This window comes from Halosolutus sp. YCN4 (assembly GCF_059736495.1).
The window spans coordinates 101662-125263 of the sequence record NZ_JCASSM010000006.1; the positions used below are offsets into that span (position 1 = coordinate 101662).

General features: G+C 68.2%; 24 protein-coding genes and 1 pseudogene. 14 read left to right on the plus strand and 11 right to left on the minus strand.

Features of this window, described 5'->3' with window-relative positions:
* Positions 1-14 precede the first annotated feature (14 nt).
* The 8 genes from nirK (AC6I6X_RS19980) to AC6I6X_RS20015 all read left to right on the plus strand — a co-directional run bounded on the left by nirK (AC6I6X_RS19980) (position 15) and on the right by AC6I6X_RS20015 (position 7325).
* On the plus strand, positions 15-1103 hold the full coding sequence (gene nirK, locus AC6I6X_RS19980; protein ID WP_497932325.1) for a copper-containing nitrite reductase: 1089 nt from the start codon (positions 15-17) through the stop codon (positions 1101-1103).
* 57 nt (positions 1104-1160) lie between these two features.
* Positions 1161-1748, plus strand: coding sequence for a plastocyanin/azurin family copper-binding protein (locus AC6I6X_RS19985; RefSeq protein ID WP_497932326.1), 588 nt, complete (start codon positions 1161-1163; stop codon positions 1746-1748).
* A 172-nt stretch (positions 1749-1920) separates the two neighbouring features.
* Entirely contained in the window at positions 1921-2727 is an 807-nt protein-coding gene (locus AC6I6X_RS19990; RefSeq protein ID WP_497932327.1) for an SCO family protein, read from the plus strand.
* 3 nt (positions 2728-2730) lie between these two features.
* On the plus strand, positions 2731-3261 hold the full coding sequence (locus AC6I6X_RS19995; RefSeq protein ID WP_497932328.1) for a TlpA family protein disulfide reductase: 531 nt from the start codon (positions 2731-2733) through the stop codon (positions 3259-3261).
* Between the two features lies 1 nt (position 3262).
* The gene (locus tag AC6I6X_RS20000; protein WP_497932436.1) at positions 3263-3925 is read left to right on the plus strand and encodes a cytochrome c biogenesis CcdA family protein; all 663 of its coding nucleotides are present in this window, start codon (positions 3263-3265) and stop codon (positions 3923-3925) included.
* A 334-nt stretch (positions 3926-4259) separates the two neighbouring features.
* Entirely contained in the window at positions 4260-4805 is a 546-nt protein-coding gene (locus AC6I6X_RS20005) for a cupredoxin domain-containing protein (RefSeq protein ID WP_497932329.1), read from the plus strand.
* Positions 4805-6547 (plus strand): cytochrome c oxidase subunit I, encoded by a 1743-nt coding sequence (locus AC6I6X_RS20010; RefSeq protein WP_497932330.1) that lies wholly within the window; start codon positions 4805-4807, stop codon positions 6545-6547. The genes AC6I6X_RS20005 and AC6I6X_RS20010 overlap by 1 nt, the downstream gene beginning before the upstream one ends.
* Before the next feature lie 58 nt (positions 6548-6605).
* Positions 6606-7325: a hypothetical protein gene (locus tag AC6I6X_RS20015; protein WP_497932331.1), complete on the plus strand. Its 720-nt coding sequence runs from the start codon at positions 6606-6608 to the stop codon at positions 7323-7325.
* 45 nt (positions 7326-7370) lie between these two features.
* Here AC6I6X_RS20015 and AC6I6X_RS20020 read toward each other — a convergent pair.
* The 3 genes and pseudogenes from AC6I6X_RS20020 to AC6I6X_RS20030 all read right to left on the minus strand — a co-directional run.
* Positions 7371-8051: pseudogene (locus AC6I6X_RS20020) on the minus strand (arylamine N-acetyltransferase family protein); the annotation flags it as partial.
* Positions 8052-8175: 124 nt separating this feature from the next.
* Positions 8176-10647: a heavy metal translocating P-type ATPase gene (locus AC6I6X_RS20025; protein WP_497932332.1), complete on the minus strand. Its 2472-nt coding sequence runs from the start codon at positions 10645-10647 to the stop codon at positions 8176-8178.
* Between the two features lie 91 nt (positions 10648-10738).
* Positions 10739-11182, minus strand: a complete 444-nt coding sequence (locus tag AC6I6X_RS20030) for a DUF3054 domain-containing protein (RefSeq protein WP_497932333.1) — start codon at positions 11180-11182, stop codon at positions 10739-10741.
* Positions 11183-11460: 278 nt separating this feature from the next.
* Here AC6I6X_RS20030 and AC6I6X_RS20035 point away from each other — a divergent pair, with 278 nt between their 5' ends.
* A complete protein-coding gene (locus AC6I6X_RS20035; protein WP_497932334.1) occupies positions 11461-11730 on the plus strand; it encodes a DUF2249 domain-containing protein in 270 nt (89 codons plus the stop codon).
* Here AC6I6X_RS20035 and AC6I6X_RS20040 read toward each other — a convergent pair.
* Positions 11727-12638: an alpha/beta fold hydrolase gene (locus tag AC6I6X_RS20040; protein WP_497932335.1), complete on the minus strand. Its 912-nt coding sequence runs from the start codon at positions 12636-12638 to the stop codon at positions 11727-11729. The genes AC6I6X_RS20035 and AC6I6X_RS20040 overlap by 4 nt on opposite strands.
* A 167-nt stretch (positions 12639-12805) precedes the next feature.
* Between AC6I6X_RS20040 and nirK (AC6I6X_RS20045) the strand changes: the two genes are divergently transcribed.
* On the plus strand, positions 12806-13891 hold the full coding sequence (gene nirK / locus AC6I6X_RS20045; RefSeq protein ID WP_497932336.1) for a copper-containing nitrite reductase: 1086 nt from the start codon (positions 12806-12808) through the stop codon (positions 13889-13891).
* 33 nt (positions 13892-13924) lie between these two features.
* Here the strand turns inward: nirK (AC6I6X_RS20045) and AC6I6X_RS20050 are convergent, their stop codons facing one another.
* Together AC6I6X_RS20050 and AC6I6X_RS20055 are read right to left on the minus strand one after the other, a co-directional pair.
* Entirely contained in the window at positions 13925-14050 is a 126-nt protein-coding gene (locus tag AC6I6X_RS20050; protein WP_497932337.1) for a hypothetical protein, read from the minus strand.
* 119 nt (positions 14051-14169) lie between these two features.
* On the minus strand, positions 14170-15165 hold the full coding sequence (locus tag AC6I6X_RS20055; protein WP_497932338.1) for a transcription initiation factor IIB: 996 nt from the start codon (positions 15163-15165) through the stop codon (positions 14170-14172).
* Between the two features lie 197 nt (positions 15166-15362).
* On the opposite strand from AC6I6X_RS20055, the gene gatC reads away from it, so the two are divergent.
* The 4 genes from gatC (at position 15363) to AC6I6X_RS20075 (ending at position 18498) form a co-directional block, all read left to right on the plus strand.
* Complete coding sequence (gene gatC / locus AC6I6X_RS20060; protein ID WP_497932339.1) at positions 15363-15641, plus strand: Asp-tRNA(Asn)/Glu-tRNA(Gln) amidotransferase subunit GatC; 279 nt, start codon at positions 15363-15365, stop codon at positions 15639-15641.
* A gap of 2 nt (positions 15642-15643) precedes the next feature.
* On the plus strand, positions 15644-16918 hold the full coding sequence (gatA, locus tag AC6I6X_RS20065; protein WP_497932340.1) for an Asp-tRNA(Asn)/Glu-tRNA(Gln) amidotransferase subunit GatA: 1275 nt from the start codon (positions 15644-15646) through the stop codon (positions 16916-16918).
* Between the two features lie 172 nt (positions 16919-17090).
* Entirely contained in the window at positions 17091-17495 is a 405-nt protein-coding gene (locus AC6I6X_RS20070; protein WP_497932341.1) for a DUF8048 family protein, read from the plus strand.
* A 211-nt stretch (positions 17496-17706) separates the two neighbouring features.
* The gene (locus tag AC6I6X_RS20075; protein WP_497932342.1) at positions 17707-18498 is read left to right on the plus strand and encodes a formate/nitrite transporter family protein; all 792 of its coding nucleotides are present in this window, start codon (positions 17707-17709) and stop codon (positions 18496-18498) included.
* Between the two features lie 131 nt (positions 18499-18629).
* Here AC6I6X_RS20075 and AC6I6X_RS20080 read toward each other — a convergent pair whose 3' ends face one another.
* The 5 genes from AC6I6X_RS20080 to AC6I6X_RS20100 all read right to left on the minus strand — a co-directional run bounded on the left by AC6I6X_RS20080 (position 18630) and on the right by AC6I6X_RS20100 (position 23535).
* Positions 18630-18980, minus strand: a complete 351-nt coding sequence (locus tag AC6I6X_RS20080; protein ID WP_497932343.1) for a helix-turn-helix transcriptional regulator — start codon at positions 18978-18980, stop codon at positions 18630-18632.
* Between the two features lie 72 nt (positions 18981-19052).
* On the minus strand, positions 19053-19823 hold the full coding sequence (locus AC6I6X_RS20085) for an NRDE family protein (protein WP_497932344.1): 771 nt from the start codon (positions 19821-19823) through the stop codon (positions 19053-19055).
* 138 nt (positions 19824-19961) lie between these two features.
* Entirely contained in the window at positions 19962-21539 is a 1578-nt protein-coding gene (locus AC6I6X_RS20090) for a class I adenylate-forming enzyme family protein (RefSeq protein WP_497932437.1), read from the minus strand.
* On the minus strand, positions 21536-22594 hold the full coding sequence (gene menC / locus AC6I6X_RS20095) for an o-succinylbenzoate synthase (protein WP_497932345.1): 1059 nt from the start codon (positions 22592-22594) through the stop codon (positions 21536-21538). Before menC ends, AC6I6X_RS20090 begins: the two co-directional genes overlap by 4 nt.
* Positions 22591-23535: a 1,4-dihydroxy-2-naphthoate polyprenyltransferase gene (locus AC6I6X_RS20100; RefSeq protein WP_497932346.1), complete on the minus strand. Its 945-nt coding sequence runs from the start codon at positions 23533-23535 to the stop codon at positions 22591-22593. Before AC6I6X_RS20100 ends, menC begins: the two co-directional genes overlap by 4 nt.
* Positions 23536-23602: the final 67 nt, after the last annotated feature.

Below are 23602 nucleotides of genomic sequence, written 5' to 3' on the forward strand. Positions count from 1 at the left end.
CCCAAGTGAAGACAATGATCCCAACCGATACCAACCGACGACGGTTCCTGCAGGCGATGGGCGCGGCCGGTGCGGTCGCAGTTGCCGGCTGTACGGGTACCAACGACCCGGCCGACACGAGCACAGACTCCGACGACGACGCAGAGGAGGGGTTACCGTCGGCGGAGGAGGTCGACGTCGATCGGATCGCCCGTGACCCCACGGACATCCCGGACCCGGTCGACTGGAACGAGCCCCGCACGCACGACATCACGCTCGAGACCGAGCGCGTGACCGCCGAAATCGAGCCCGGCGTCACGTTCGAGTACATGACCTTCGAGGGGCAGGTCCCCGGGCCGATGATCCGGGTCCGCCGTGGCGACACGGTGAACCTCACGTTCGACGTCCCGGACGACATGAACATCGACATGCACAACGTCGACTTCCACGCGGTCTACGGCCCCGGCGGCGGTGCGGACGCGACGACGCTCGCCCCGGGTGACGACCCCACGCAGATCAGCTTCAGCGCCGAGTACGCTGGCGTGTTCATCTACCACTGTGCGGTCCCGAACATGGACCAGCACATCAGCTCCGGGATGTTCGGCTCGATCCTCGTCGAACCCGAAGACGGGCTCCCCGAGGTCGACCACGAGTTCTACCTCGGCCAGCACGAGATCTACACGGACGGCGAGGTCGGCGAGGAAGGCCACCACGGCTTCGACTTCGAGGCCATGAAGAAAGAAGAGCCCACCTACGTCGTGTTCAACGGCCAGGCCTACGGCTTCACCGAGGACGGCGTCGGGCCGATGGAAGCAAACACGGGCGAGACCGCCCGGGTCTACTTCGCCAACGGTGGCCCGAACCTCCTGAGCTCCTGGCACCCGATCGGGAACGTCTGGAGCAACTTCTACCGCGACGGAGACCTGCTCTCCGAACCGGACAACAACATCGAGACGGCCCCGGTCGCCCCCGGTACGACCGCGGCCGGCGAGATGGAGTTCCCCGTCCCCGGCCCGGTCAAGATCGTCGACCACGCGCTCAGCCGCGTCGTCCACAAGGGCGCGCTCGGCGTGATCGACGTCCAGGGCGAAGAGAACCCCGACGTCTACGACGAGGATCCGTAAGGATCCCCGTCGGGACCCAGCACGGGTGAACCACGATCCCGCGACCCCACTCCCACCATGACACTCACGTCCCGCCGCAACGTGCTTCGATCGTCCGTACTCGCGATCGGCGTCGCCCTCGGCGGCTGTCTCGCGGACCCGACCGATCGCGCGAGCGACGGCGACGAGCAGCCGCCCGAAAACGCCGGCGAGCTGGGGACGCCCGCCGAACGGATCACTGTCACGGCGAACTCCCAGCCCTACCCCGAGTTCGACCCGCAGGTCGTCCATGTCGTCCCCGGCGGGACCGTCGAGTGGCTCGTCGAGACGGGCCGCCACGACGTCACCGCCTACCACGAGGACGGCCACGGCCCCCACCGGACGTCCGACGGCGTCGAGCCTTGGGGAAGCGGTCGGATGAGCGGTGTCGGCTCGGAGTACGAGCACACGTTCGATCGCGAGGGCGTCTACGACTACGTCGACACCCAGCAGGTCTGTACCTCCCACGAGGTCGCGGGCAACATCGGCCGCGTCGTGGTCGGCTGGCCCGACCCCGACGACGAACCCGCGATGGCCGAACCCCAGGAGGAACTGCCCTCACAGGCCGCCCGGGCGATCGAGATGTTCAACGAGGAGACCCGACCCGTCCTCGAAGAGGGGCCGTGATCGTCCCGTCCCGCTTTTCGCTCGTCGACCCGATCCGTCACCGGCCCCGGCCCGGACCGACCGTTCGCCGCCGCGAACGTCGGAACCGCACCGAACTTGTTCGGTAGTTTCTAAGGGATCGGGAATCCGAGCGGCGCTTTACCCTCCCGAACGCGAAGATTCACTCGAGATAATGACCCCGACACCCACACCCATCGACAGGCGAACCGTACTCCGCGCGGCGGGAGCGGCGGCGCTCGGCGCGTCCCTCGCGGGCTGTTCGCAGCTGAGCAGTTCCAGCGGGGCCGCCGAGGGTCTCGTTCTCGACCCGCCGGAGAACCACGATCGGATCGAGGAGGCGGACCTCCCGCACCCGATCTACGGCGAGGAAATTCCGGAAGCGACGGTGCCGGCCCCGCTCCACGACCGATCGGTCACGACCACGGAGTTCGAGGACGATCGCCACCTGATGCTGACGTTCATTTACACCAGCTGTACGACCGTCTGTCCCGGCCTGACCGCGGCCCTGCGCCGCGTCCAGGACGACGCCCACGAGGAAGGGTACGAGGACGAGATCGCGTTCCTCCCGATGACCTTCGACCCCGAGTACGACACCGCCGAGGTGCTCGAAGAGTACGGCGAGGAGTACGGGGTCGACTTCGACGCCGGCAACTGGTACTTCCTGCGACCGGAGACTCACGAGGACGCCAAGGCGATCGTCGAGGACACGTTCGGCGTGGCGTTCGAGCACGGCGAGGAGTCGGGCGAGATGGAAGACGGGGATGCGGATACCGACGACGGGATGGACGACGACGACCACGACGAGACCGAGACGAGCGGGGACCACGACGGTCACGGCGACCACGAGCGACACATCACCCACACGTCGCTAATCTTGCTCGTGAACAAGGACGGCCTCGTCGAACGCGCCTGGACGGGTGGCTCTCCGGGTGGTAACGAAATCGTCGACGCCGCCCGGGCCGTCGTCGAGGGGTGGTAATCCATGCGCCGTCGCGAGGTCATCGCGGGAGCCGCCGGCCTCGCCGCCCTCGGCGGCGGCGCGATCACCGTCGGCGAGTGGAACCCCCTCGAGAGCGGCGCGGCCGTCGACCCGGTCGAACTCGAGACGATCGACGCGCCGGGGAGCGAGGCCGGCACCGCGACGGTGCCCGAGCGCGGCCGGGTGACGTTCGTCGAACTGTTCGCCACCTGGTGCAACGTCTGTCAGGACATGATGGACCCGCTCGGTGCGGTCCACGACGACGTCGACGGGGACGTCCAGTTCGTCTCGGTAACCGGCGAACCGATCGGGAACACCGTCACTCGCGAGGACGTCGCGGACTGGTGGCGCGAGCACGACGGCGACTGGCCGGTCGCGCTCGATCCCGACCTCGAACTGACGGAAGCGCTCGACGGCTCTGGCGTGCCGTACGCGTTCGTCCTCGACGTGAACAACGTCGTGACCTGGTCCGGACGGGGAAAGAAATCGGCCGACGAAATACGATCGGCCATCGAGGCGGCCGGGGGTGAGTGACGTGGTGAGCGGCGAACTCCTCGGGACGATGCTGTTCGCCCTCGGTATCGGCGTGGCGACGTTCTTCTCGCCGTGTGCGTACGCGCTGTTGCCCGGCTACGTCGGCTACTACGTCGCCGCGACCGGCGAGGAGACGACTCCGCCGCTGTCCGGTACGCTCGCTCGCGGGATCGCGGCGGCCGTCGGTGCGATGGGCGTCCTCGGCCTCCTGTCGATCGCCGCGATCGCCGCCGGCGAGACGATCGAGCGGGCGCTCCCCCTGCTCGAGTACGGCGTCGGCGTCGCCCTGATCGTCCTCGGCCTGTGGGTGCTGTACGGCGGGAGCGGCGCCGTCCACGTCCTCCTGCCCGAGCGCCGATCGACGGTCCTGGGATTCGCCCTCTTCGGCGCGATGTACGCCCTCGCGGCGACGGCCTGCGTCCTTCCGGTGTTCCTGGGACTGGCGTTTCGCTCGCTCACCATGCCGCCGTTCGAGACGGCGCTCGTGCTCGGGACGTACGCCGCCGGGTTCGGGACGCTCATGATCGCCGTCACGGTCGCGACGGCGTTCGGGTACGCGCTCGGGGCCGGTCGCATCGCGGGCTACGTCGATCGGGTGGTCCGCGTCGCGGGGGGCGTCCTGGTGATCGCCGGACTCGGCCAGCTGTACGTCGCCGCGGTCTGACGCGGGTTCTCTGCCCCCTTTTCCGCCGATCGCACCGGCGACCTGCCGGATTCGATATTGCGCTTTCGTGACGCCGAGCCGAATCGCCGTGGTCGGCCCGCTATGGCGGCCAGTTCCGGGGGAATACGTTCGGGACAATGGATATGCAAGTACCGCAACGAATCCCGTCCGAACAGCACTATGCCTCCGTCACAACCGAGTGAACCGGTACCGGTGATGCAACGACTCTACGATCGGATCTGGCTACTCGCGGCCGCAGCACTCGCGTTCTTCGCACTGTCGTACGTCGGATGGGGCTGGATCGACGTCTTTTCCGTTCCGCTGGGGTGATTCGATGACGTCACCGATCAAACCCCCGGACGGCAACTGGTGGGATCAACCGGTCGACAGGCGAGAGTCCATCTGGCTCGGCCTGGGCGTCGGCTGGTCGCTCATCCTCTTCGGCTGGATGAGCGCCTGGACGCGGGTCGGGGACCAGAACCCGATCGGCGAGACCTACCGCGTCGACAGCGAGGAGTACCGCGAGAAGATGGACGCCTACAAGGAGGAGGCCACCGAGACCGAGGACGGCCTCGTTCCGCCGGGAACTGACGTCTACATCAACGCGATGCGGTTCCAGTGGGACGGCGCGCCGGTCGTGCTCGAGGCCGGAACCGAGTACGACATCCACCTCAGTTCCATGGACGTCCAGCACGGGTTCTCGCTCCGGCCGGAGGAGGCGCTCAGCAAACAGATCAACCTGCAGGTGCTTCCCGGCTACGAGTGGGTCGTCCCGATGACGTTCGACGAACCCGGCACCTATCACATCATCTGCAACGAGTTCTGCGGCCAGGGTCACAGGACCATGCACGGAACGATCGTCGTGGAGGAGGGTGAGTAATGGCACACACGTTAGACGTTCTCGGCCTATTCGACAACGAGTATCGCGACGACGGCTTCCGGACCTGTTCCGTGACGGGACTCGAGGTCCACCGCTCCGTCGACAACTTCGTCAAACTGTTCGGGCTCACGGCGGTCGTCGCCCTGCTGTACGGCGGTATCTTCGCCCTCACGGTCGCGATGACCCGCTGGGAGGTGATCGGCCTGCTCGAGGCGGACGCCTTCTACACGCACCTCAGCCTCCACGCGTGGAACCTGCTCATCTTCTGGATGGTGTTCATGGAAGTCGCCATCCTCTACGTCGGCGGTCCGATGGTCCTGGGCCGGCGCTTACCGTGGACGAAAGTGGCGGCGGCGGGCTGGCTGACCATGGTCGTCGGCGCCATCGGGGTCAACTACTCCATCTGGACCACCGAGGCACCCAACGAGGCGCCGCTGCTGACCGCGTACGTGCCGATGCCCGTCTCGCCGTGGTTCTACGCGACCGCGAGCCTCTTCATCGTCGGCACGGTGATCGCGGCGCTGCCCTTCTTCGTCACGATGTGGCGCGAAAAGCGCGAGAACCCCGGAAAGACGCTTCCGCTGGTGTCGTTCGCCGCGTTCGTCACGTCGATCATCGCCGTCGAGGCGCTGGTCGGCGGCCTGTTCGCCTTCGTCCCGGCCATGCTGTGGCGCCTGGAGTACATCGCCTGGTGGGACGCCGCCTGGTACCGCCAGATGTACTGGATCATCGGCCACGGGACCCAGCAGATCAACCTGGTGGCGATGATCGCGGTCTGGTACTTCCTGACCCACGTCGTCGCCGGCGCGGAGGTGGTCAGCGAGAAGGTCTCGCGGACGGCCTTCATCCTCTACCTGTTCTTCATCAACCTCGGGGCGGCCCACCACCTGCTGTCCGACCCCGCGGTCTCGACCGGGTGGCGCATCTGGAACACCTCCTACGCGTTCTACGGCGCGACGTTCGCGAGCCTCATCCACGCGTTCGCCATCCCGGCCGGGATCGAGGCCGGCCGCCGCAAGCGCGGCAAGGGCGGCGGCCTCTTCGGCTGGCTCACGTCGGCACCGTGGTCGAACCCGGTGTTCTCCTCGACCATCTTCTCGATCATCCTCTTCGGCTTCCTCGGCGGAACCACCGGCGTGATGATGGGGCAGCTCCAGCTCAACATGACCTGGCACAACACGTTCGCGACGGTGGGCCACTTCCACGCCACGGTCGTTCTCGGTACGACGGTCGCGTTCATGGGGCTCGCCTTCTTCGTGATCCGGACCATGTTCATGCGCCAGTACGTTTCCGAACGGCTCGCGTCGATCCAGCCGTTCTTCTACTCGGCCGCGATGGGCGTCGCCGTCCTGATGATGATGTACGTCGGCATCCTCTACGGTATCCCGCGGCGAACCGCCGAGGTCGTCGAGAACATCCCCGGCACCGAGTTCAGCCTCTCGGCCGCGTCGCCGCTGTTCGCCATCTTCGGGATCTTCGCCCTGCTCGCGATCGTCGGCGGGATCCTCTTCGTCCTCGTCGCGGTCGGCTCGCTCGTCTTCGGCGATCGGGTCGAGAACGGGGACAACGCAGATCTGATCGCCGACGGAGGACTCGGGATGGCACAGGACCCCGACGACCCCGTCCACGCCTACGAGATGCGCGGCACGTTCGTCCTCTGTCTGATCTTCCTCGCCGCGTTCGTGATCACCTACCTGCTGAACTGGTACCTGCTCACACAGCTCTGGTCGATCGGCGCCTGATCGACCCGTCGAACCGTTTCCGATCGATCTCACGATCCGCTTCGCCCGATTCCCACTCATGACACACTCAGACGCCGACGCGACCGCATCGCCCCTCGAGTTCCTCAGCCACGTCCTCGGCCAGGCCTGGCGGGACCTCCTGAGCGTCTACTACGCCAACACGCCGATCTGGCGGCTGCTCAAGAGCGTCGGACTGCTCTTTTTCGGCTTCTTCTGCTGGTCGGCGTCGAACCTCGTGCTCTCCTACGGGATCGACTGGACGATCCTCCGGTACACCCGGTCCTACGGGTTCGTCCTCATCCTCTGGGGGCCGCTGACCCACGCCGTGGTCGTCCCGCTCGTGATCCGCCTCCGTCGAAGCGCCGAGTCGCCGATCCTGCGGACGATCGCCCGCCAGGGCTCGAAGATCAACCTCTCGATCTTCCTGGCGATCGTCCTGATCCTCGGGACGTTCCCCGTCGGGCCGATGACGCTCGACTTCCAGACGACGCTACAGGGCGGGTCCGGATCGGACGTGAACCCCGACCTGCTGTGTACCCGATCGGACGGGGAGATCCACTGTCACCTCTCCGAGTCTGAGGGAATCGACCACGTCGTCGTGACGAGCGGCGATCGCGAAATCGAGCGCGTCGACGACCCGCCGTTCGAGTTCACGATACGCGAGGACGACCTCGAGGAGGTGGTCGGCCAGCAGGAGTTCGTCGTCGAGTTGCAGGACGAGGACGGCGACACGATCCGGCGATACCGGCGGTACGCGTCGTCGATCCCGGAATCGTAGCCAGCCGAGCCAGCGGGACTCCTGTCGAGTAGCGGCCCTCGCCGCGAACGACGTGATCGAGACGACCGGTTCGCCGGTGAACGGCGACTCCGGTGCCGTCGCGAGGTGCTCGCGGGTCGCCGCGAAGTAGTCCGAATCGCGGGGTGTCGTCGCGAAGAGATAGCGATCGGACCACTCGTCGTCGCCCGGCTCCCGGTACTGGGTCGCGTAGTCCGCGTCGGGTCGATCGCGCTCGACGACGCGCCACGCGACGCCCGCCTCGTCGATGCGTTCCGCTCGGTCTCCGGACAGCGCGATCGGCCGGCGCATCGTCGGCGTCCCCATCCCGACGTCGACGACGTATCGACGGCCGTCGTCGAGCGTAACGACCGTGCTCCGGTGAGCGGCGGGAAGTCCCGGCTCGCCGTCGCTGACGACCCGCGCAGCGACGGCGCCGACCTGGAAGCCGAGGCCGTCGAGTAGCCAGGCGAAGAGCCCGTTGAGTTCGTAGCAGAAGCCGCCGCGTCGCCGTTCGACGAGTTTCTCGTAGAGCCGATCGGGGTCGACCGAGATCCCCTCTGGCGCGAACCGATCGAACGGATCGCCGGCGACGGCCAGCGTCTCGAACGGTACCGACGTGACGTGCGCTCGCTGCAGACGCTCGAGGGTCGTTCGCTCGCCGTCGGGGAGTCGATCCGGGTCGAGGCCGATGCGATCGAGATAGCGGGCGCGGGTCCGCGAAACCATGTCTCAGTACGAGTCGTGGCCCTCGGAGGGCTTCAGCGCTCGCTGAACTGCATTTTCGTACGCGAGACGACAGATCGTGACAGCGACCCGGCCAGCGCTCGCTGACGGCGAATAGGGACAACGCTCACCGATCGTCATCTAGGACCGATCGCGACGAGTTGAGGACGACGAGGGCGCTGCTGGTCGCCATCGCGACGGCCGCAAAGAGGGGGTTGATCAGTCCCGCGGCGGCCAGCGGGATCGCGACGGCGTTGTACAGGAGCGCCCAGCCGACGTTCTCGCGGATGCGCCGCCGGGTCCCCTCGGCGAGGTCGAACACGGATCGGACGGCGCGGAGGTCGCTCGCAGTTACGACCGCGTCTGCGGCGTCGGTCGCGCGGGCCGTCCCGCTCCCGAGCGCGATACCGACGTCGGCCGCGGCCAGCGCCGGCGCGTCGTTCGTCCCGTCGCCGACCATCGCCGTCACCCCCTCGCGGGAGAGCCGTCGAACGGTCTCGACCTTCCCGTCGGGCGGAACGCCGGCGAAGACGCGATCGACCGCCGGATGCTCGCGGACGGTCGTCGTCGCGGCCGCGTCGTCCCCGGTCAGCACGACGACCTCGCGATCGGCGAACGACTCCAGAACCGATCGCCACTCGGATCGTGTCCGATCGCCGACGACGGCGACGGCCCGTCCCCGTCCGCCGTAGCCGATGACGACCGGTAGTTGGCCCCGATCTCGAGCGTCCGCGACTACGGTTTCGAGATCGTCCGGGACCGGTCCGACGAGCCGTTCGACCAGTGCTGGCGTGCCGACGACGACGCGATCGGCGTCTCGGGAATCGGCGGCGTCGCCGGACCCTGCGCCCGCGACCGTCGCGCTAACGCCCTCGCCGGGGTGGCGCTCGAAGTCGGCCACGTCGAGGGCGTTTTCGGCCGTGGAACGCCCGTCGTCGGCCGCGCGATCGAGGTGACCGCCGTCGACCGCGATTCGATCGCCGTCCGCGCCGTCGGTCGCGTGGGCCACGATCGCGTCCGCGACGGGGTGTTCGGACCGGCGCTCGACGGCCGCCGCGAAGTCGATCGCGTCGGCCTCGCCGTGGACCTCGCGCACGGTCATCTCGCCCGCGGTCAGCGTGCCGGTCTTGTCGAAGACGATCGTCTCGACGGCCGGGGCCGACTCGAACAGGGTCGCGTTCGCGACGACGACCCCGCGTTCGAGCGCGTCCCGGAGGCCGGAGGCGACCGCCAGCGGCGTCGCCAGCCCCATCGCGCAGGGACAGGAGACGACGAGGACGGTCAGCCCGGTCAGTACCGCGTCCGCGATCGGCGTCCCCGTCGCGAGTCGCCAGGCCGTGACGACGACCGCGAGCGTCAGCACGAACGGGACGAAGATCGTCGCGAGGCGATCGGCCAGTCGCTGGACGCCCGGCGTCGCGCTCTGGATCTCCCACATCAGCGTCGCGATGCGATCGAGCGTGCTCTCGGCGTCCTCGCCGACCGCGACGACGAGCGCGCTGTCGGTCACGATCGCGCCGCCGACGACCCGGTCACCGGGCCGCTTCGTGGCCGGCAGGGACTCGCCGGTGAGCACCGACTCGTCGACGGCCGCCGTCCCGTCGATCACCGTACCGTCGACGGGAATCCGCTCGCCGGGTTTGACGACGACCTCGTCGCCCGCCGCGAGCCGATCGATCGGGACCGTCTCGGTTCCCTCGCCAGCGGGGAGCCTGCGAGTCGCCTCGCGGACCTGCGCGGCGGTTACGTCCGCGAGCAAATCGGTCGCCCGGCGCTTGATCCGGCGCTCGTAGTAGGTGCCGAGGCTGACGACCATGATCACGGCGACGGTGACGTCGTAGTAGAGGTGGGTACTGCCCGTCGCGAGCGCGACCGTGCTGTAGGCGTAGGCCGAGACCGCCGCGATCGAGATCAGCAGGTCCATGTTCGGCTGGCCGACCCGCAGGCTGACGTACGCGCCGCGCAGGACGGGGTAGCCGGTGTAGAACAGCACGCCGCTCGCGAACAGCCCGATCATCGCGAACGGAATGGTGGTCCCGAGCGGCGACGTCGCGTCGACCGAGAGGATGCCTGTCTCGATCCCCACGTAGCTGGGATAGAGGTAGAACAGGTACCACGGCATGACGAGCATCGAGAGGAAGCCGCCGACCAGCAGCCGCTCGACGAGGTCCTCGTCGGCCCGCGTGCGGTCGTCGCCGTCGCGGAATCGCGCGTCGTACCCGTAGCCGGAGAGCACGTCGGGGAGGTCGGTCTCGTCCAGCCGATCGGGATCGTAGACGACGCGGGCGGTGTCGGTCGCGTAGCTCGCTTCGACGGTGAGAATTCCGTCCTCGCCCTCGCCCAGCAGGGAGACGAACCCCTCGCAGGTCGAACAGTGCATCCCGTCGATCGCGAGGAACGTCTCCGTCGCCCCGTCGGGGACCTCCCGATCGGCGGATTCGGCCGCTCGATCGACGACGCGCTCGCGATCGATGTCCTCGACGGTTTCCAGGGTCGCGCTCACCTCGAGACAGCCCCGACAGCAGAACCGCCCCTCGACGTCGGCCGCGGTCACCGGCGGCTCCGGCGTCGGGAGCCCGCAGAGCGAGCAGGAACTCATGCCACGGTCGATACTCGTCGACGCGCCGGGTAGCCGTGGCGCCGAACACGTTCCCCTCGCCGATCGCTCGACCAGGCGGATCGATCGACCGTCACCGTCGTCCCCGCCATCCGCGGAGGGTGCCGGTCACCGCGAGCCGCCACGGGAGGACGAACCCGAGTCCGAGGGCCGCGTTGACGAGCAAGAACGACGGCGGCGCGCCGCCGGGAAACAGCGAGGTGGCGCGGATCGCGCCGCCCAGCAGCGACGCGCCGATCCACGCGAGTCCGACGACGGCCATCGTCCGCCGAACCGATGCGAGTACCCGGCCGCGATACGCGCCGACCAGCGTGGCCGCGATCGCCCACCCGATCACGAACGGAGTCGCGGTGCGGACGGTGTGGGCCGGGAATTCCCACGGCAACAGGCCGTGGCTGTACAGGCCGACGCCGACGAACGCCGTCACGACGAGCGCGTCGGCGACGGCGAGGACGGCGACCAGCGGGACGGACGCGACTCGATCGACCGATTCGGGACGTGGGTGGGATTCGATCATGGCACTCGTGACTCGGTCACCGGACGTCGGCTCCGACGGGGAGAGACCGATCGACGGACGGGAGACGCGGCGGTCCGCGCCCGCCCGCGCCGCGGTGACGTTCGATCGAGTCGACGCACGCTACGCATGCGGATTTGCTCCCGAACTGGTTCGGCGCGTCGGATCGACTCCCGCGGCCCGGATTGGTGACCTGCTCTCGGCACCCCTCCCGCCGATCGGGACCCGACCCGAACACGTCCGGGACGAGACACAGGCCGGCCAAACCCGTACTGGGACGTATGCAGTCACCTTCGTCCGTCATCGACCGCACCGACGCGCCGTCCGATCGCCCGCGCGAGGTGATCGACGTCCGCACGCTCGGGCCGCCGGAACCGCTGAAGGAGACGCTCGAGACGCTCGCCGACCTCGACGCCGAGACGGTCCTGGTCCAGCGCAACGATCGCGCGCCGCAGTTCCTCTACCCGAAACTCGAGGACCGGGGATACGCCTACGAGACCGTCGAACTGGACGAGGAGGTCGTGACCGTCATCTGGCGGCCTGCCGACTAGTCCGCGTCCCCCAGGTGATCGAGCAGGAGATCGGCCACCCGCTCCGGCCGTTCGTGCTGGACCCAGTGGCTCGTCTCGGGCAGAAGTTCGAGGCGACCGTCGTCGCAGTACCGGTGGCCCTCGACGGCCAGTTCTGGAACGAGTGCGGTGTCGTCTTCGCCCCAGACGACGAGCGTCGGCGCTGTGACGCGCTCCCGTAACGGACGCGGCGGGTACCGGGCCGCCGCCCGGTACCAGTTGAGCATCCCGGTGATCGCACCGTCCTGCCCCCATGCGCGACGGTAGTGAGCCAGTTCCTCGTCGGTGAACGTCCCCGTCGCGGACGTCTCGCGGAGCGCGCGCTCGAGAACGCCGAAGTCGGTCACCCGACAGGCGAGTTCCGGAACCCAGGGGAGCTGAAACGCCATCACGTACCAGCTTCGCCGCAACTGCTCCGGGTTCGATCGGAGTTGCACGCGGTAAGCCGTCGGATGCGGCGCGTTGACGATCGCGAGCCGATCGACGACGTCCGGATGGGACAGGCCGAGTTCCCAGGCGACGGATCCGCCCCAGTCGTGGCCGACGACGTGGGCCGACGTCGCCCCCTCGGATTCGACGAGTTCGACGACGTCTCGCGCGAGGACACGTTGCTGGTACGCCCGGACGGCGGCCGGTTTCTCGCTCAGGTTGTACCCGCGCTGGTCGGGCACGAGGACGCGGTAGCCGGCCGCGACCAGCGGTTCGATCTGGGCGCGCCAGCCGTACCAGAACTCGGGGAACCCGTGGAGCAAGACGACGAGCGGATCGGTCTCGTCACCGGCCGCGACGACGTGGAGCCGAACCCCGTTGACGGTGCGGTGCGTCGACTCGACGTCGATCGTCGGCAGCAACGACGCGTCGGTCCTCACTGAGGGAGACGTCGAACTCATACCGAATAGTATACGCGACGGGGTTTCAAAACCGGTTCTCCGCCGGATCGCGTTCGTATCTCACCGTGGCCATGTCGCCGAACATGTTCCGGGGTTTTCCTTCTCCGAGGGAATCGCCGAGGGTGCTGAACGTCTGCAAGCTGTACGTAGAATCGAGGAGAAGCACGATGACCCAAACCACAGCAAACCGACGGCGGTTCATGCAGGCGATCGGAGCAACCGGCGCAGTCGCGGTCGCCGGCTGTCTCGGCAACGACGCCGACGCTTCGGAGAACAGCACCGAGAGCGAGGACGAGGAGGGACTGCCAGCGGCGAAGGCTGTGGACGCCGATCGGATCGCCCGGGATCCGACTGATATCCCCGCCCCCGTCGACTGGGACGAACCCCGCGAGCACGAGATCACGATCCGGGCCCAGGACGTGACCGCCGAGATCGAACCCGGCGTCACGTTCGACTTCATGACCTTCGAGGGGCAGGTCCCCGGGCCGATGATCCGAGTACGCCGGGGCGATCGGGTCACCCTCCGGTTCGAGGTTCCGGAGGATTCCAACATGGCCATGCACAACGTGGACTTCCACGCCGTCTACGGTCCGGGCGGCGGGGCCGAAGCGACGACGATCGGTCCAGGTGACAACGCCGCGGAGATCGCCTTCACGGCCGAGTACGCCGGGGCGTTCATCTACCACTGTGCGGTTCCGAGCATGGACCACCACATCAGCGCCGGCATGTTCGGCTCGATCCTCGTCGAGCCCGAGGGGGGGCTCCCCGAGGTCGACAACGAGTACTACCTCGGCCAGCACGAGATCTACACCGATGGCGAGGTCGGCGAGGAGGGACACCACTCCTTCGACTTCGACGCGATAGTGGACGAGAACCCCACCTACGTCGTGTTCAACGGTCAGGCCTACGGCTTCACCGAGGACAGTCTCGGGCCGATGGAGGCAAACACGGGCGAGACCGCCCGGGTCTACTTCGCCAACGGCGGGCCGAACCTGCTGAGTTCGCTCCACCCGATCGGGAACGTCTGGAGCAACTACTACCGCGACGGGGACCTGCTCTCCGAGCCGGATACCAACATCGAGACGGCCCCGGTCGCCCCCGGCACGACCACCGTCGGCGAGATGGAGTTCCCCGTCCCCGGCCCGGTCAAGGTCGTCGACCACGCGCTCAGCCGCGTCGTCCACAAGGGCGCACTCGCCGTCGTCGACGTCGCCGGCGAAGAAAACCCCGACGTCTACGAGGAGGATCCGTAACGGAATCGGCTTCTCCCGAGGCGGCTCTCGACACTACGTCCAGACGCGGAGGCAATCGGTCGAACAGAAGTGCAGATCGATCGGGTCCTCACCGTCGGCATCGACGTGGGTCGTGAGCGTGTACGCGACCTCGTCCGCGCGACAGTTATCGCAGTTCATACTCGCCACCCCCACCTCGAAGGGTTTCAATATGCACCCATTAGCAGGTCGCTTCGACGGTAAGTGTCGGATTAGAACCGGGTAAGAGAGCGTTGAAACTCTCGGTATCGGACGGGCACTCAGGCGGGCGCGCCTTCTTCGGCCTCGAGCAGTTCGTGATACCGGTTGCGAATGGTGACCTCCGAAATGCTCGCGACCTCGCTGACGTCGTTCTGGGTGACCTTCTCGTTCGTCAGGAGCGCCCCGGCGTAGACCGCCGCGGCGGCGAGGCCGACCGGCGACTTCCCCGAGTGGACGCCGCGTTCCTTGGCCGTCTGCAGGAGGCCCCGCGCGCGTCGTTCCGTCTCGTCGGAGAGGTCGAGGTCGCTCGCGAAGCGGGGGACGTAGCTCTCCGGATCGGCCGGCTTCACCTCGAGGCCGAGTTCGCGGATCACGTACCGATACGTTCGGGCGACCTCGTCTTTCCCGACGCGACTGACGGCCGAGATTTCGTCGAGGCTCCGCGGCGTGCCGGCCTGGCGGGCCGCGGCGTACAGCGAGGCCGTCGCGACGCCCTCGATCGATCGGCCGGGGAGGAGGTCCTCCTCGAGCGCGCGGCGGTAGATGACGCTGGCGGTCTCGCGAACGTTCTCGGGAAGGCCGAGCGCCGAGGCCATCCGATCGATCTCGCCGAGCGCCTGCTTCAGGTTGCGCTCTTTCGAGTCGCGGGTGCGGAACCGCTCGTTCCAGGTGCGGAGCCGCTGCATCTTCTGGCGCTGGCGGGAACTCAGGGACTTCCCGTAGGCGTCCTTGTCCTGCCAGCCGATGTTCGTCGAGAGCCCCTGATCGTGCATCATGTTCGTCGTGGGAGCGCCGACGCGGGACTTCTCGTCCTTCTCGGCGGCGTCGAACGCGCGCCACTCCGGCCCGCGATCGATCTCGCCCTCGTCGACGACGAGGCCGCAGTCGTCGCAGACGGTCTCGGCGCGTTCGGCGTCCGAGAGCAGTCGGCCGCCACACTCGGGACACTGCTCGCGCTCGTCGACCTGTTCGTGCTCGTCCGCTCGCTCGCCGTGCGATTCGGACTCGCTCTGGCGTCGCTCGCTGCTCCGCGTTCGGATAGGAGAATCGGTCATTGTGTTGAAACTGGGTCGGGACGCTCGCTGGAGAACGCTCTTGGCGTAGCCCCGAATGATCACTCGTCGACACTTAACTACTTCGATCGTCCCACCGGTGAACGTCGGACTGTGGCCGGCGACGGTCGGCGGTTCGACGCCGACGCCCTCCCGACGGTATCGAAACCCTTACTCTCCGGAGGCCGGTGGGATCTGGTATGAGCGACGACGCCGTCAGTGCCGAGGAGGTCCGCCACGTCGCGGAACTCGCCCGCGTCGACCTCACCGACGAGGAGGTCGACCAGTTCACGGGGCAGTTCGCGGACATCCTCGAGTACTTCGAGACGCTCGACGAGGTGCCGGAGGTCGATCGCGAGACCACGCTGACGAACGTGATGCGCCCGGACGAGGAGCGCGACTCGCTGGACACCGAGGAAGCGCTCCGGAACGCGTCCGAAACGGAGGACGGCTACTTCAAGGGGCCGAACGTTTCCTGATCATGTCGTCGAACATCTTCATCACCGAGGAGCGGATCGAGGGCGACGACGACGGCCCGCTGGCCGGGAAAACGATCGCCGTCAAGGACAACATCTCCACCGAAGGCGTCCGGACCACCTGTGGCTCGCGGATGCTCGCGGACTACGTCCCCCCTTACGACGCCACCGTCGTCGAGCGGGTGAAAGCCGCCGGCGGGACGATCGTCGGCAAGGCGAACATGGACGAGTTCGGGATGGGAACGACGAACGAGACGTCGTACTTCGGCTCGGTCGAGAACCCGGCCGCCCCGGGCCGCGTTCCGGGCGGCTCTTCTGGCGGATCGGCGGCCGCCGTCGCCGCCGGCGAGGCCGACCTCGCGCTCGGCTCCGACACCGGCGGCTCGGTCCGCTGTCCCGCCGCGTTCTGCGGCGTCGTCGGCATCAAACCGACCTACGGACTGGTCTCGCGCTACGGACTGGTCGCCTACGGGAACAGTCTCGAGCAGATCGGCCCCTTCGCGACCACCGTCGAGGACGCCGCCGCGTTGCTCGACGTGATCGCGGGGCGCGACGATCGGGACGCGACGACGCACGAGGGGCCACTCGAGGCGGACGAAACCTACGCCGACGACGCCACCGGCGACGTCGACGGCCTGCAGATCGGCGTCCCCACCGAACTGCTCGATGGGGCCCACGAGGGCGTCGTCGAGGCGTTCTGGGACGCGATCGCCGACCTCGAGGACCGCGGAGCCGAGTACCACGAGGTCAGCCTCCCCTCGATCGAACACGCCGTCGAGGCCTACTACGTGATCGCGATGTCGGAAGCGTCCTCGAACCTCGCCCGGTTCGACGGCGTCCGGTACGGCCACGACGCCGACGCCGACGGGAACTGGAACGAGGCATTCGCCCGGACCCGCGAGGAAGGGTTCGGCGACGAGGTCAAGCGCCGCATCCTCCTGGGAACCTACGCGCTCTCGGCCGGCTACCACGACAAGTACTACAAGAAGGCCCAGGACGCCCGCGCGTGGGTCAAGCAGGACTTCGACGAGGCGCTTTCGGAGGCCGACGTCCTCGCGTCGCCTACGATGCCGGTGCCGCCGTTCGAACTCGGCGAGAGCCTGGACGACCCGCTGCAGATGTACCTCGCCGACGCGAACACGGTCCCGGTCAACCTCGCCGACCTGCCCGCGATCTCCGTTCCCGCAGGCGAGACCGACGGTCTCCCGGTCGGTCTGCAACTCGTCGGTCCCGCGTTCGGCGAACAACGGCTGATCCGGGCGGCCAGCGCGCTCGCCTGATTCGGGCGGCCAGCGCGCTTCCCAGGTCCACCGCGATCGACCCCGTCCCAGTCCGGCGGTGGGCATCGCTTCCGGTCGGCGATCGGTCGCCACGCCTGACGATCCCGGCCGGAGACACTTTTTATACTACCACTGCTGACAGTCCCCACGGCGGATATTCCACCGAATTTCCATGAAGATCGCACAGGATCACGAGGTCGATTTCTCGCGATCCTGCGATCTCGTCGAGGGGTACTTCGGCGGGACGATCGACGACGTCGCGTTGCACGCGCCGGTGTCGCGGCGACAGCTCGTCGCCGTCCTCGCACGGGCACAGCGCTCCGGCAGCCAGCTTGCTATCGATGGACTGACCGAGGAGGGCGACGTCGTCTACCGGTCCAACGACGAGACCGTACTCTGGCTCGACGGCAACGTCTGGACCGACACGCGCGGCCTGCACCATCTCGACCCCGACGAGGGACGTGCTGCTCGCGAAGTCCACCGGCGACTGATCGAGGTCATCGACGGCGACGTCCCCTACTACAGCCGGGAACGGGACCCGTTCGCGCTGATCGAACGGTTCGATCCCTACGAGTAACGCCCACACAGCGTCGTCGAGGATCGTCCACCGCTGGAACTCGCGTTCCCGTATCGGCCACCGCACCCTCCATGTCGACGGCGCGTTCTCTCACGCTCGCCGTCACGGGAGCGCGATCGTTCGCTAGCGTCCGGTCGGCCGGAGACGTGGCCATCGGAGCCGCGGCGTATTCATGTCTGACCCTTATTTCTCAGCGACGGATAATCGAACCGTGCCAGTCGCACCAGGTCCCGCCGAGATATTCGACCGGGCGGTCGAAGAGGGAGAACGCCGTCTCGACCAATCACTGCTCGAACTCGCGGCAACCAGCTTCATCGCGGGGTTCACGATCGTTTTCGGCATCGCCGCGCTCGGGGTCGTCGACGCGATGGTCGAACCGCAGTTCGGCGACGTCGCGCACGTCGCGGGCGCCCTCACTTTCGGCATCGGCGTGGTCTTTCTGGTCGTCGGTCGGACGGAACTGTTCAACGAGAACTTCGTCGCTCCCGCCGCGAAAGCGGCCGATCAGGACGGAGCGTGGATGGTCCCGTCGCTCGTTCGCCTGTGGACCGTCACCCTCGTATTCAACCTCGTCGGCGGGTTCCTCTTCGCACTCGTCTTCGCTGTCGACGGCGTCCTTCCCTCCGGGTCGGCGCACGCGCTGGGGCGTACTGCCGAGGGGATCGTCCACCGGCCGATGACAGCGATGTTCGCGAGTGCGATCGTGGGGGGCGCGCTCGTGAGTTTGCTGTCGTACCTTCTGGAAGCCGTCAACAGCATCGGGAGCCGCATTACGCTGGCCTACGTCGTCGGCTTCCTGCTCGCCCTCGGCCCGTTCGACCACGTCGTCGTCACCGCGATCCACGTCTTTTTCGGCTTCCTCTTCGACGCCGCGGTCGGCTACGGAGCGCTGACCGAGACGGTCCTCGTCTCGACTGCGGGGAATTTCGTCGGCGGACTCGGCCTGGTCACGTTCACCCACGTCGTTCAGGTACACGGCGCGCGAGCCTCGGACGAAGCGTGAAGGAGCGATCGGTCGTCGTCCGTGAGCGATCTCGTCGGCGGATCACCGAACAGTCCGTTGCGATCGATCGAACGGTGGCTGACGCGACAAATCGGCGAAAATGGGTTCTCGAGGCCGCCCGCGACGAGCCCTTACTCCTCGTAGGCGAGGTTCATGATCCACTGCGAGAAGGCGTCGCTGTTCGGATCGACCTCCTCCTCGCCGATGAACGGCGAGAGCATGTCGCCGGCCATCAGGAGGGTGAAATCGAGGTCGCGGGCAGTCGGCGTGATGTAATAGGTGTTGTGCCCGTCGTAGACCGTCTCCTCCCGATCGACGAGGTCCTTCTCGACGAGCGATTCGACGATTCGACTCCCCTTGCGCGAGGAGACGTCGAGTTCCTTCCAGAAGTCGCTCTGGTGAATGCCACCGGTCTCGCGAACCAGTTCGAGTCCCGCTCGCTCGTCCGCGGAGAGCTCCGCTTCGATCGCAGCGACGCTCACGGGGACCACCCCTCCGTGTTCGACGCGACAGGCAGGAATCCGTCCATGTGTGGATAAGATGGATCGAACCGCTTAAATGTGCCCTTCGCTCTCGACGGCACCCGCGGCCCGATCGGGAGCGACCCGCTCGTAGTCGGTCTCACAGGGCGGGCCGGGCGCGTACAGGTACCGGGTGTCTGTACCGATCGCGAGCAGTGAGGACGATCGGGTTCCGTACCCGTTCTCGTGGATGCAGACGCCGTACTCGTGGTCGGCGAGCACGTCGCCGGCGCGATCGAGCCACTCCGCGGCGGTCTCGTTCGCCTCGGCCGCGAGTTCCCGCCGAACGCGTCGGGCGTTCGCCGCCTGCTCGCGGGACCGTTCCTGTCGGATCGGCGGAATCTCGGCGTCGTCGTCGACCGCGACGTTGACGACGACGTGGACGCCGGGGTCGAAGCGCGTTCGCTCGAGGTCGCCGTCCCACGTGAAACAGAGCGCGTCAGACGCGTCGGCGACGACGAGGTAGAACCCCTCGTACTCGTATTCCGCGGTCGTCTCCTCGACGACGGTCGCCGCCTCGGCCGCCGACTCGGATTCGAGGACGTCGGCCACGAGCAGACCCCGCGATCGTTCGCCGGCGAGGTCGGCGTCGTTCCAGCGGTTCGTGACGCCGGCGAAGACGCCGTGCTCGTTGTACCCGATCCAGGTGCCGCCGGCTTCCGCGTCCCGCGGCGCGATCGTGAGCGGGTCATCGTCGTACACGCCGGGCGGGATCGACTCCCGGTCGATCGCTTCGTCACGGTTCGCGGCGACCGTCACCGGGGCCTCGTCGAAGACCTGCCAGGCGAGGGTGAGCGTGCACACGAGTCGCTATTGGCGCGGGACCGTCTTAACTCCCGTTCCGGCCGGGGGACTCTCGTCAAGGCACGCGACGACGAGCGCCGTCCGGGTGCGCCTCACCGCCAGTGGACGCGCCTCGTCGCTGGGGGGTGCGCCTCACCATCACTCGCCGCGCGTCACGTCGATCCCGTCCTCGCGGAGTCGATCCCGGACGGCCGCTCGATCGACGGTTCCCGAGGCGGTCCGGGGCAGCGAGTCCGCGACGGCGATCGTCTTCGGTCGCTTGAACCCCGCGAGCCGATCGGCACAGCGGGCACGCAGGGCGTTCGGATCGATATCCCGCGGTGAATCCGCGCCAGTGCCTGCCGCCGCCGGGACGACGAGCGCCGCCACTCGGTCGCCCCACTCCGGATCGTCGAGGCCGACGACGGCGGCGTCCGCCACGGCCGGATCGTCCCGGAGCGCCGCGACGACCTCGCCGGGGTCGACGTTCTCGCCGCCGGTCACGATCCGATCGCTCCGCCGGTTGAGCACCCAGAGTCGGCCGTCCGCGTCGCGGTGGCCGACGTCACCCGTGTGGAGTCCACGGTCGTCGAACGCCGCCGCAGTCGCGTCCTCGTCGAGATACCCCGGCGTCACCGTCGGGCCGGAGACGACGATTTCGCCGGTTTCACCCGTCTCGACGGGACGTCCGTCGTCGTCGACGATCGCGACGTCGGTACAGACCAGCGGCTGGCCCGCGGTCCCCTCGTGAGCGCGCGTCTCGTCCGGCGTCGCAGTCGCGATCTGGGAGGCCGTCTCGGTCATCCCGTAGGTCGGATGGACCGGGACGCCCGCGTCGAGCGCACGTTCGAGCAACTCCGCCCTCGCGGGAGCCCCGCCGAGGAGCACGAACCGGAGCCCGTCGTGGGGTTCCCAGCCTCTGTCGAGCAGTCGCTTGCACATCGTCGGCACCAGCGAGACGCCCGTACAGGCGTAGTCGGTCAGGATCGTGGCCGTCTCGACCGGATCGAACGATCGCTGGACGACGACCGTCGTCCCGTACAGCACGGACCTGACGACGGGTGCGAGTCCGCCCATGTGGTACATCGGGAGACAGCAGAGCCACCGGTCGTCGGGGTCGACGCCCAGCCGGAACGCCGAGGCGGACGCGCTGGCGACGAGGTTGCCGACCGTCAGCCGGACCCCCTTCGGCTCGCCCGACGTCCCCGACGTGAACATGACGAGTGCGGCGTCGTCGGGTGCGAGCGAGACGGGGTCGATCGAGGCCGCACCGGAGCGATCGGCGTCCTCGCCGCTCTCGCCGATCCGAAGCCGCGTCGTCCGATCGTCACCCGGATCGTCTACCGACACCACCCTCGCGTCGACCGCGATTTCGTGAGCGGCCGACTCGGTCGATCGCTCGCAGACGATCACGTCGGGTCCCGTGCGCTCGACCTTCGACGCCAGTTCGTCCGCCGTCTCGCGGACGTTCAGCGGGACGACGGTCGATCCGGTCCGCATCGCGGCGAAGAAGACGGTCGCGAAGGCCGGCCGCGTGTCCATCAGTACGCCGATCCGCTCGCCGTCCGACTCGAGCGCGTCGAGCGCGCCTGCGACCCGATCGACGCGGCGATCGAACGCGCGGAAGGTCCACGTCTCGTCCGTTTCGACGTCGATCAGCGCGGTTCTCTGTGGCGTCGTCGCCGCGCGATGGGAGAGCAGGTCCCGGGTCGGCCACTCGATCGAGCCGCCGATCACGCCTCCCACACCCCCTCGACGCCGAGCCCTTTCGCCTGCGGAACGACCGCCGAGCCGTTCTCGAGGAGGACGGGGTCGCGCCCGAGATCCTCGGCGAGGAACTCCGCCGTCGCGAGGCCACAGGCCGGGACCTCCGGAATGGCGGCGGCGAGGTGGACGGCCCCCGTCCGCGCGACGACGGCGTCGATCGTCGTCGTCACCACCGGCGTGATCTCGAGTTCGGTCACCCAGGCCGCGACCTGGCGCGCGACGTCGATCCCGCCCAGCGCCATCGGCTTGAGAACGACGGCGTCCGCGGCACCGGCCCTGCAGATCGCGTCCACGCCGTGTTCGAGGAGCCCCTCGTCCAGCGCGATCGCGACGCCGTCGCCCCGGAGCGCGGCGTGGCCTTCGAGCGCCCCGGCCGGGAGCGGCTGTTCGAGCATCGATACGCCGAGGTCGGCGAAGGCCGCGATCGCGGTCTCGGCTTCCGCGACGGTCCAGGCCTCGTTCGCGTCCACCCGGAGGTCGACCCCGTCCCCGACCGCTTCGCGGACCCGCCGCACCCGTTCGACGTCCGCCTCGACGCTCCGTCGGCCGACTTTCACCTTGCAGACGTCGAAGCCGCGATCGACGGCGTCGCGCGCCCCCGATGCGGATTCGTCCGGGTCGCCGTCGCCGATCGTCGCGTTCACCGGTACCCGACCGACGAGCGGCCCCTTGCTGAGATACCGGTAGAGCGGCGTCGACTCACGGGTCGCCTCCAGGTCGGCGAGCGCGAGCGTGACCGCGTGCCGGGCCGCGGACGTGTAATCGACCGCCCCGAGGGCGTCGCGTTCGTCCCCCGTTCGGAACGCCTCCCGGGCCCGCTCGAGGGCCGCCTCGCAGTCGGCGTACGATTCCGTCCAGCCGGGCAGCGGCGACGCTTCCCCGTAACCGACGGTTCCCTCGGCGTCGGTGACCCGGACGAGAAAGCCGTCGCGGGTGTCGATCGACCCGTTCGCCGTTCCCAGCGGTCGATCGAGCGCGAGCGAGAACGGGCGGTACTCGAACGTGAGATCCGTCTCGTGGCTCATACGATCACCAGGCCGGTCGCGAACAGCACGGCGTACAGCGCGAGGAGCTTTCCGGTCCGTTCGAGCGCGGGGTTGAGCGCCTCGCCGTCGGTCCGGGTACAGATCGTCCGCGCGATCGGGACGGCGTAGGGGAGACTCACCAGCGGGAGCAGGACCGCCGGCCCGTAGCCCGCGGCGAACAAGAACCACAGCGGCGTGACGTAGGCCAGCGCGAACAGCCCGACGTACTCGACGCGGCTCCAGAAGTAGCCGAACCGGACGGCGAGGGTTCGCTTGCCCGCCGCCGCGTCTGTCTCCCTGTCGCGAACGTTGTTCACGACGATGATCGCCGTCGAGAGCGCCGCGATCGGGAGGCTGGCGACGATCGCGCCCAGGGTGATCGTCCCTTCGGGGATCGTCGTCGTGAGCGGGTCCGCGAGGACGGCCGCCGCCTGCACGTAGTAGGTTCCCGTCACGGCGACGAGACCGAAGAAGACGAACACGAAGAGGTCGCCGAGCCCGTGGTAGCCGAGCGGGTAGGGACCGCCGGTGTACGCCCAGCCGCAGAGAACGCTCACGAGGCCGATCACGAGGATCGGGACCCCGCCGCGGTAGACGAGGTAGGTCCCCGCGACGATCGCCAGCCCGAACGTGACGATCGTCGCGAATTTGACCCGTTCGGGCGGGATGAGCCCGGATTGGGTGACCCGGGTGAACCCCTCGCGATCGTCGGTGTCGGCACCCTTGATCGCGTCGTAGTAGTCGTTCGCGAAGTTCGTCCCGATCTGGATCAGCGCCGCGCCGACGAACGCCATCACTGCCGGGACGAACGCGAATTTGCCGTCGTGGACTGCGAGTCCCGTCCCGACGATCACTGGCGCCGCCGCGGCCGGCAACGTCTGGGGGCGTGCGGCCATCAGCCAGGCCTTCGTCCGCGAGATGTCGACCTCCGCCGTGCTCATTTGGTCGAGTATCCCACTCGAGAGAGTGTCAACGTTGGCATTGCGATCGGTCGTCGGGCGATCGATC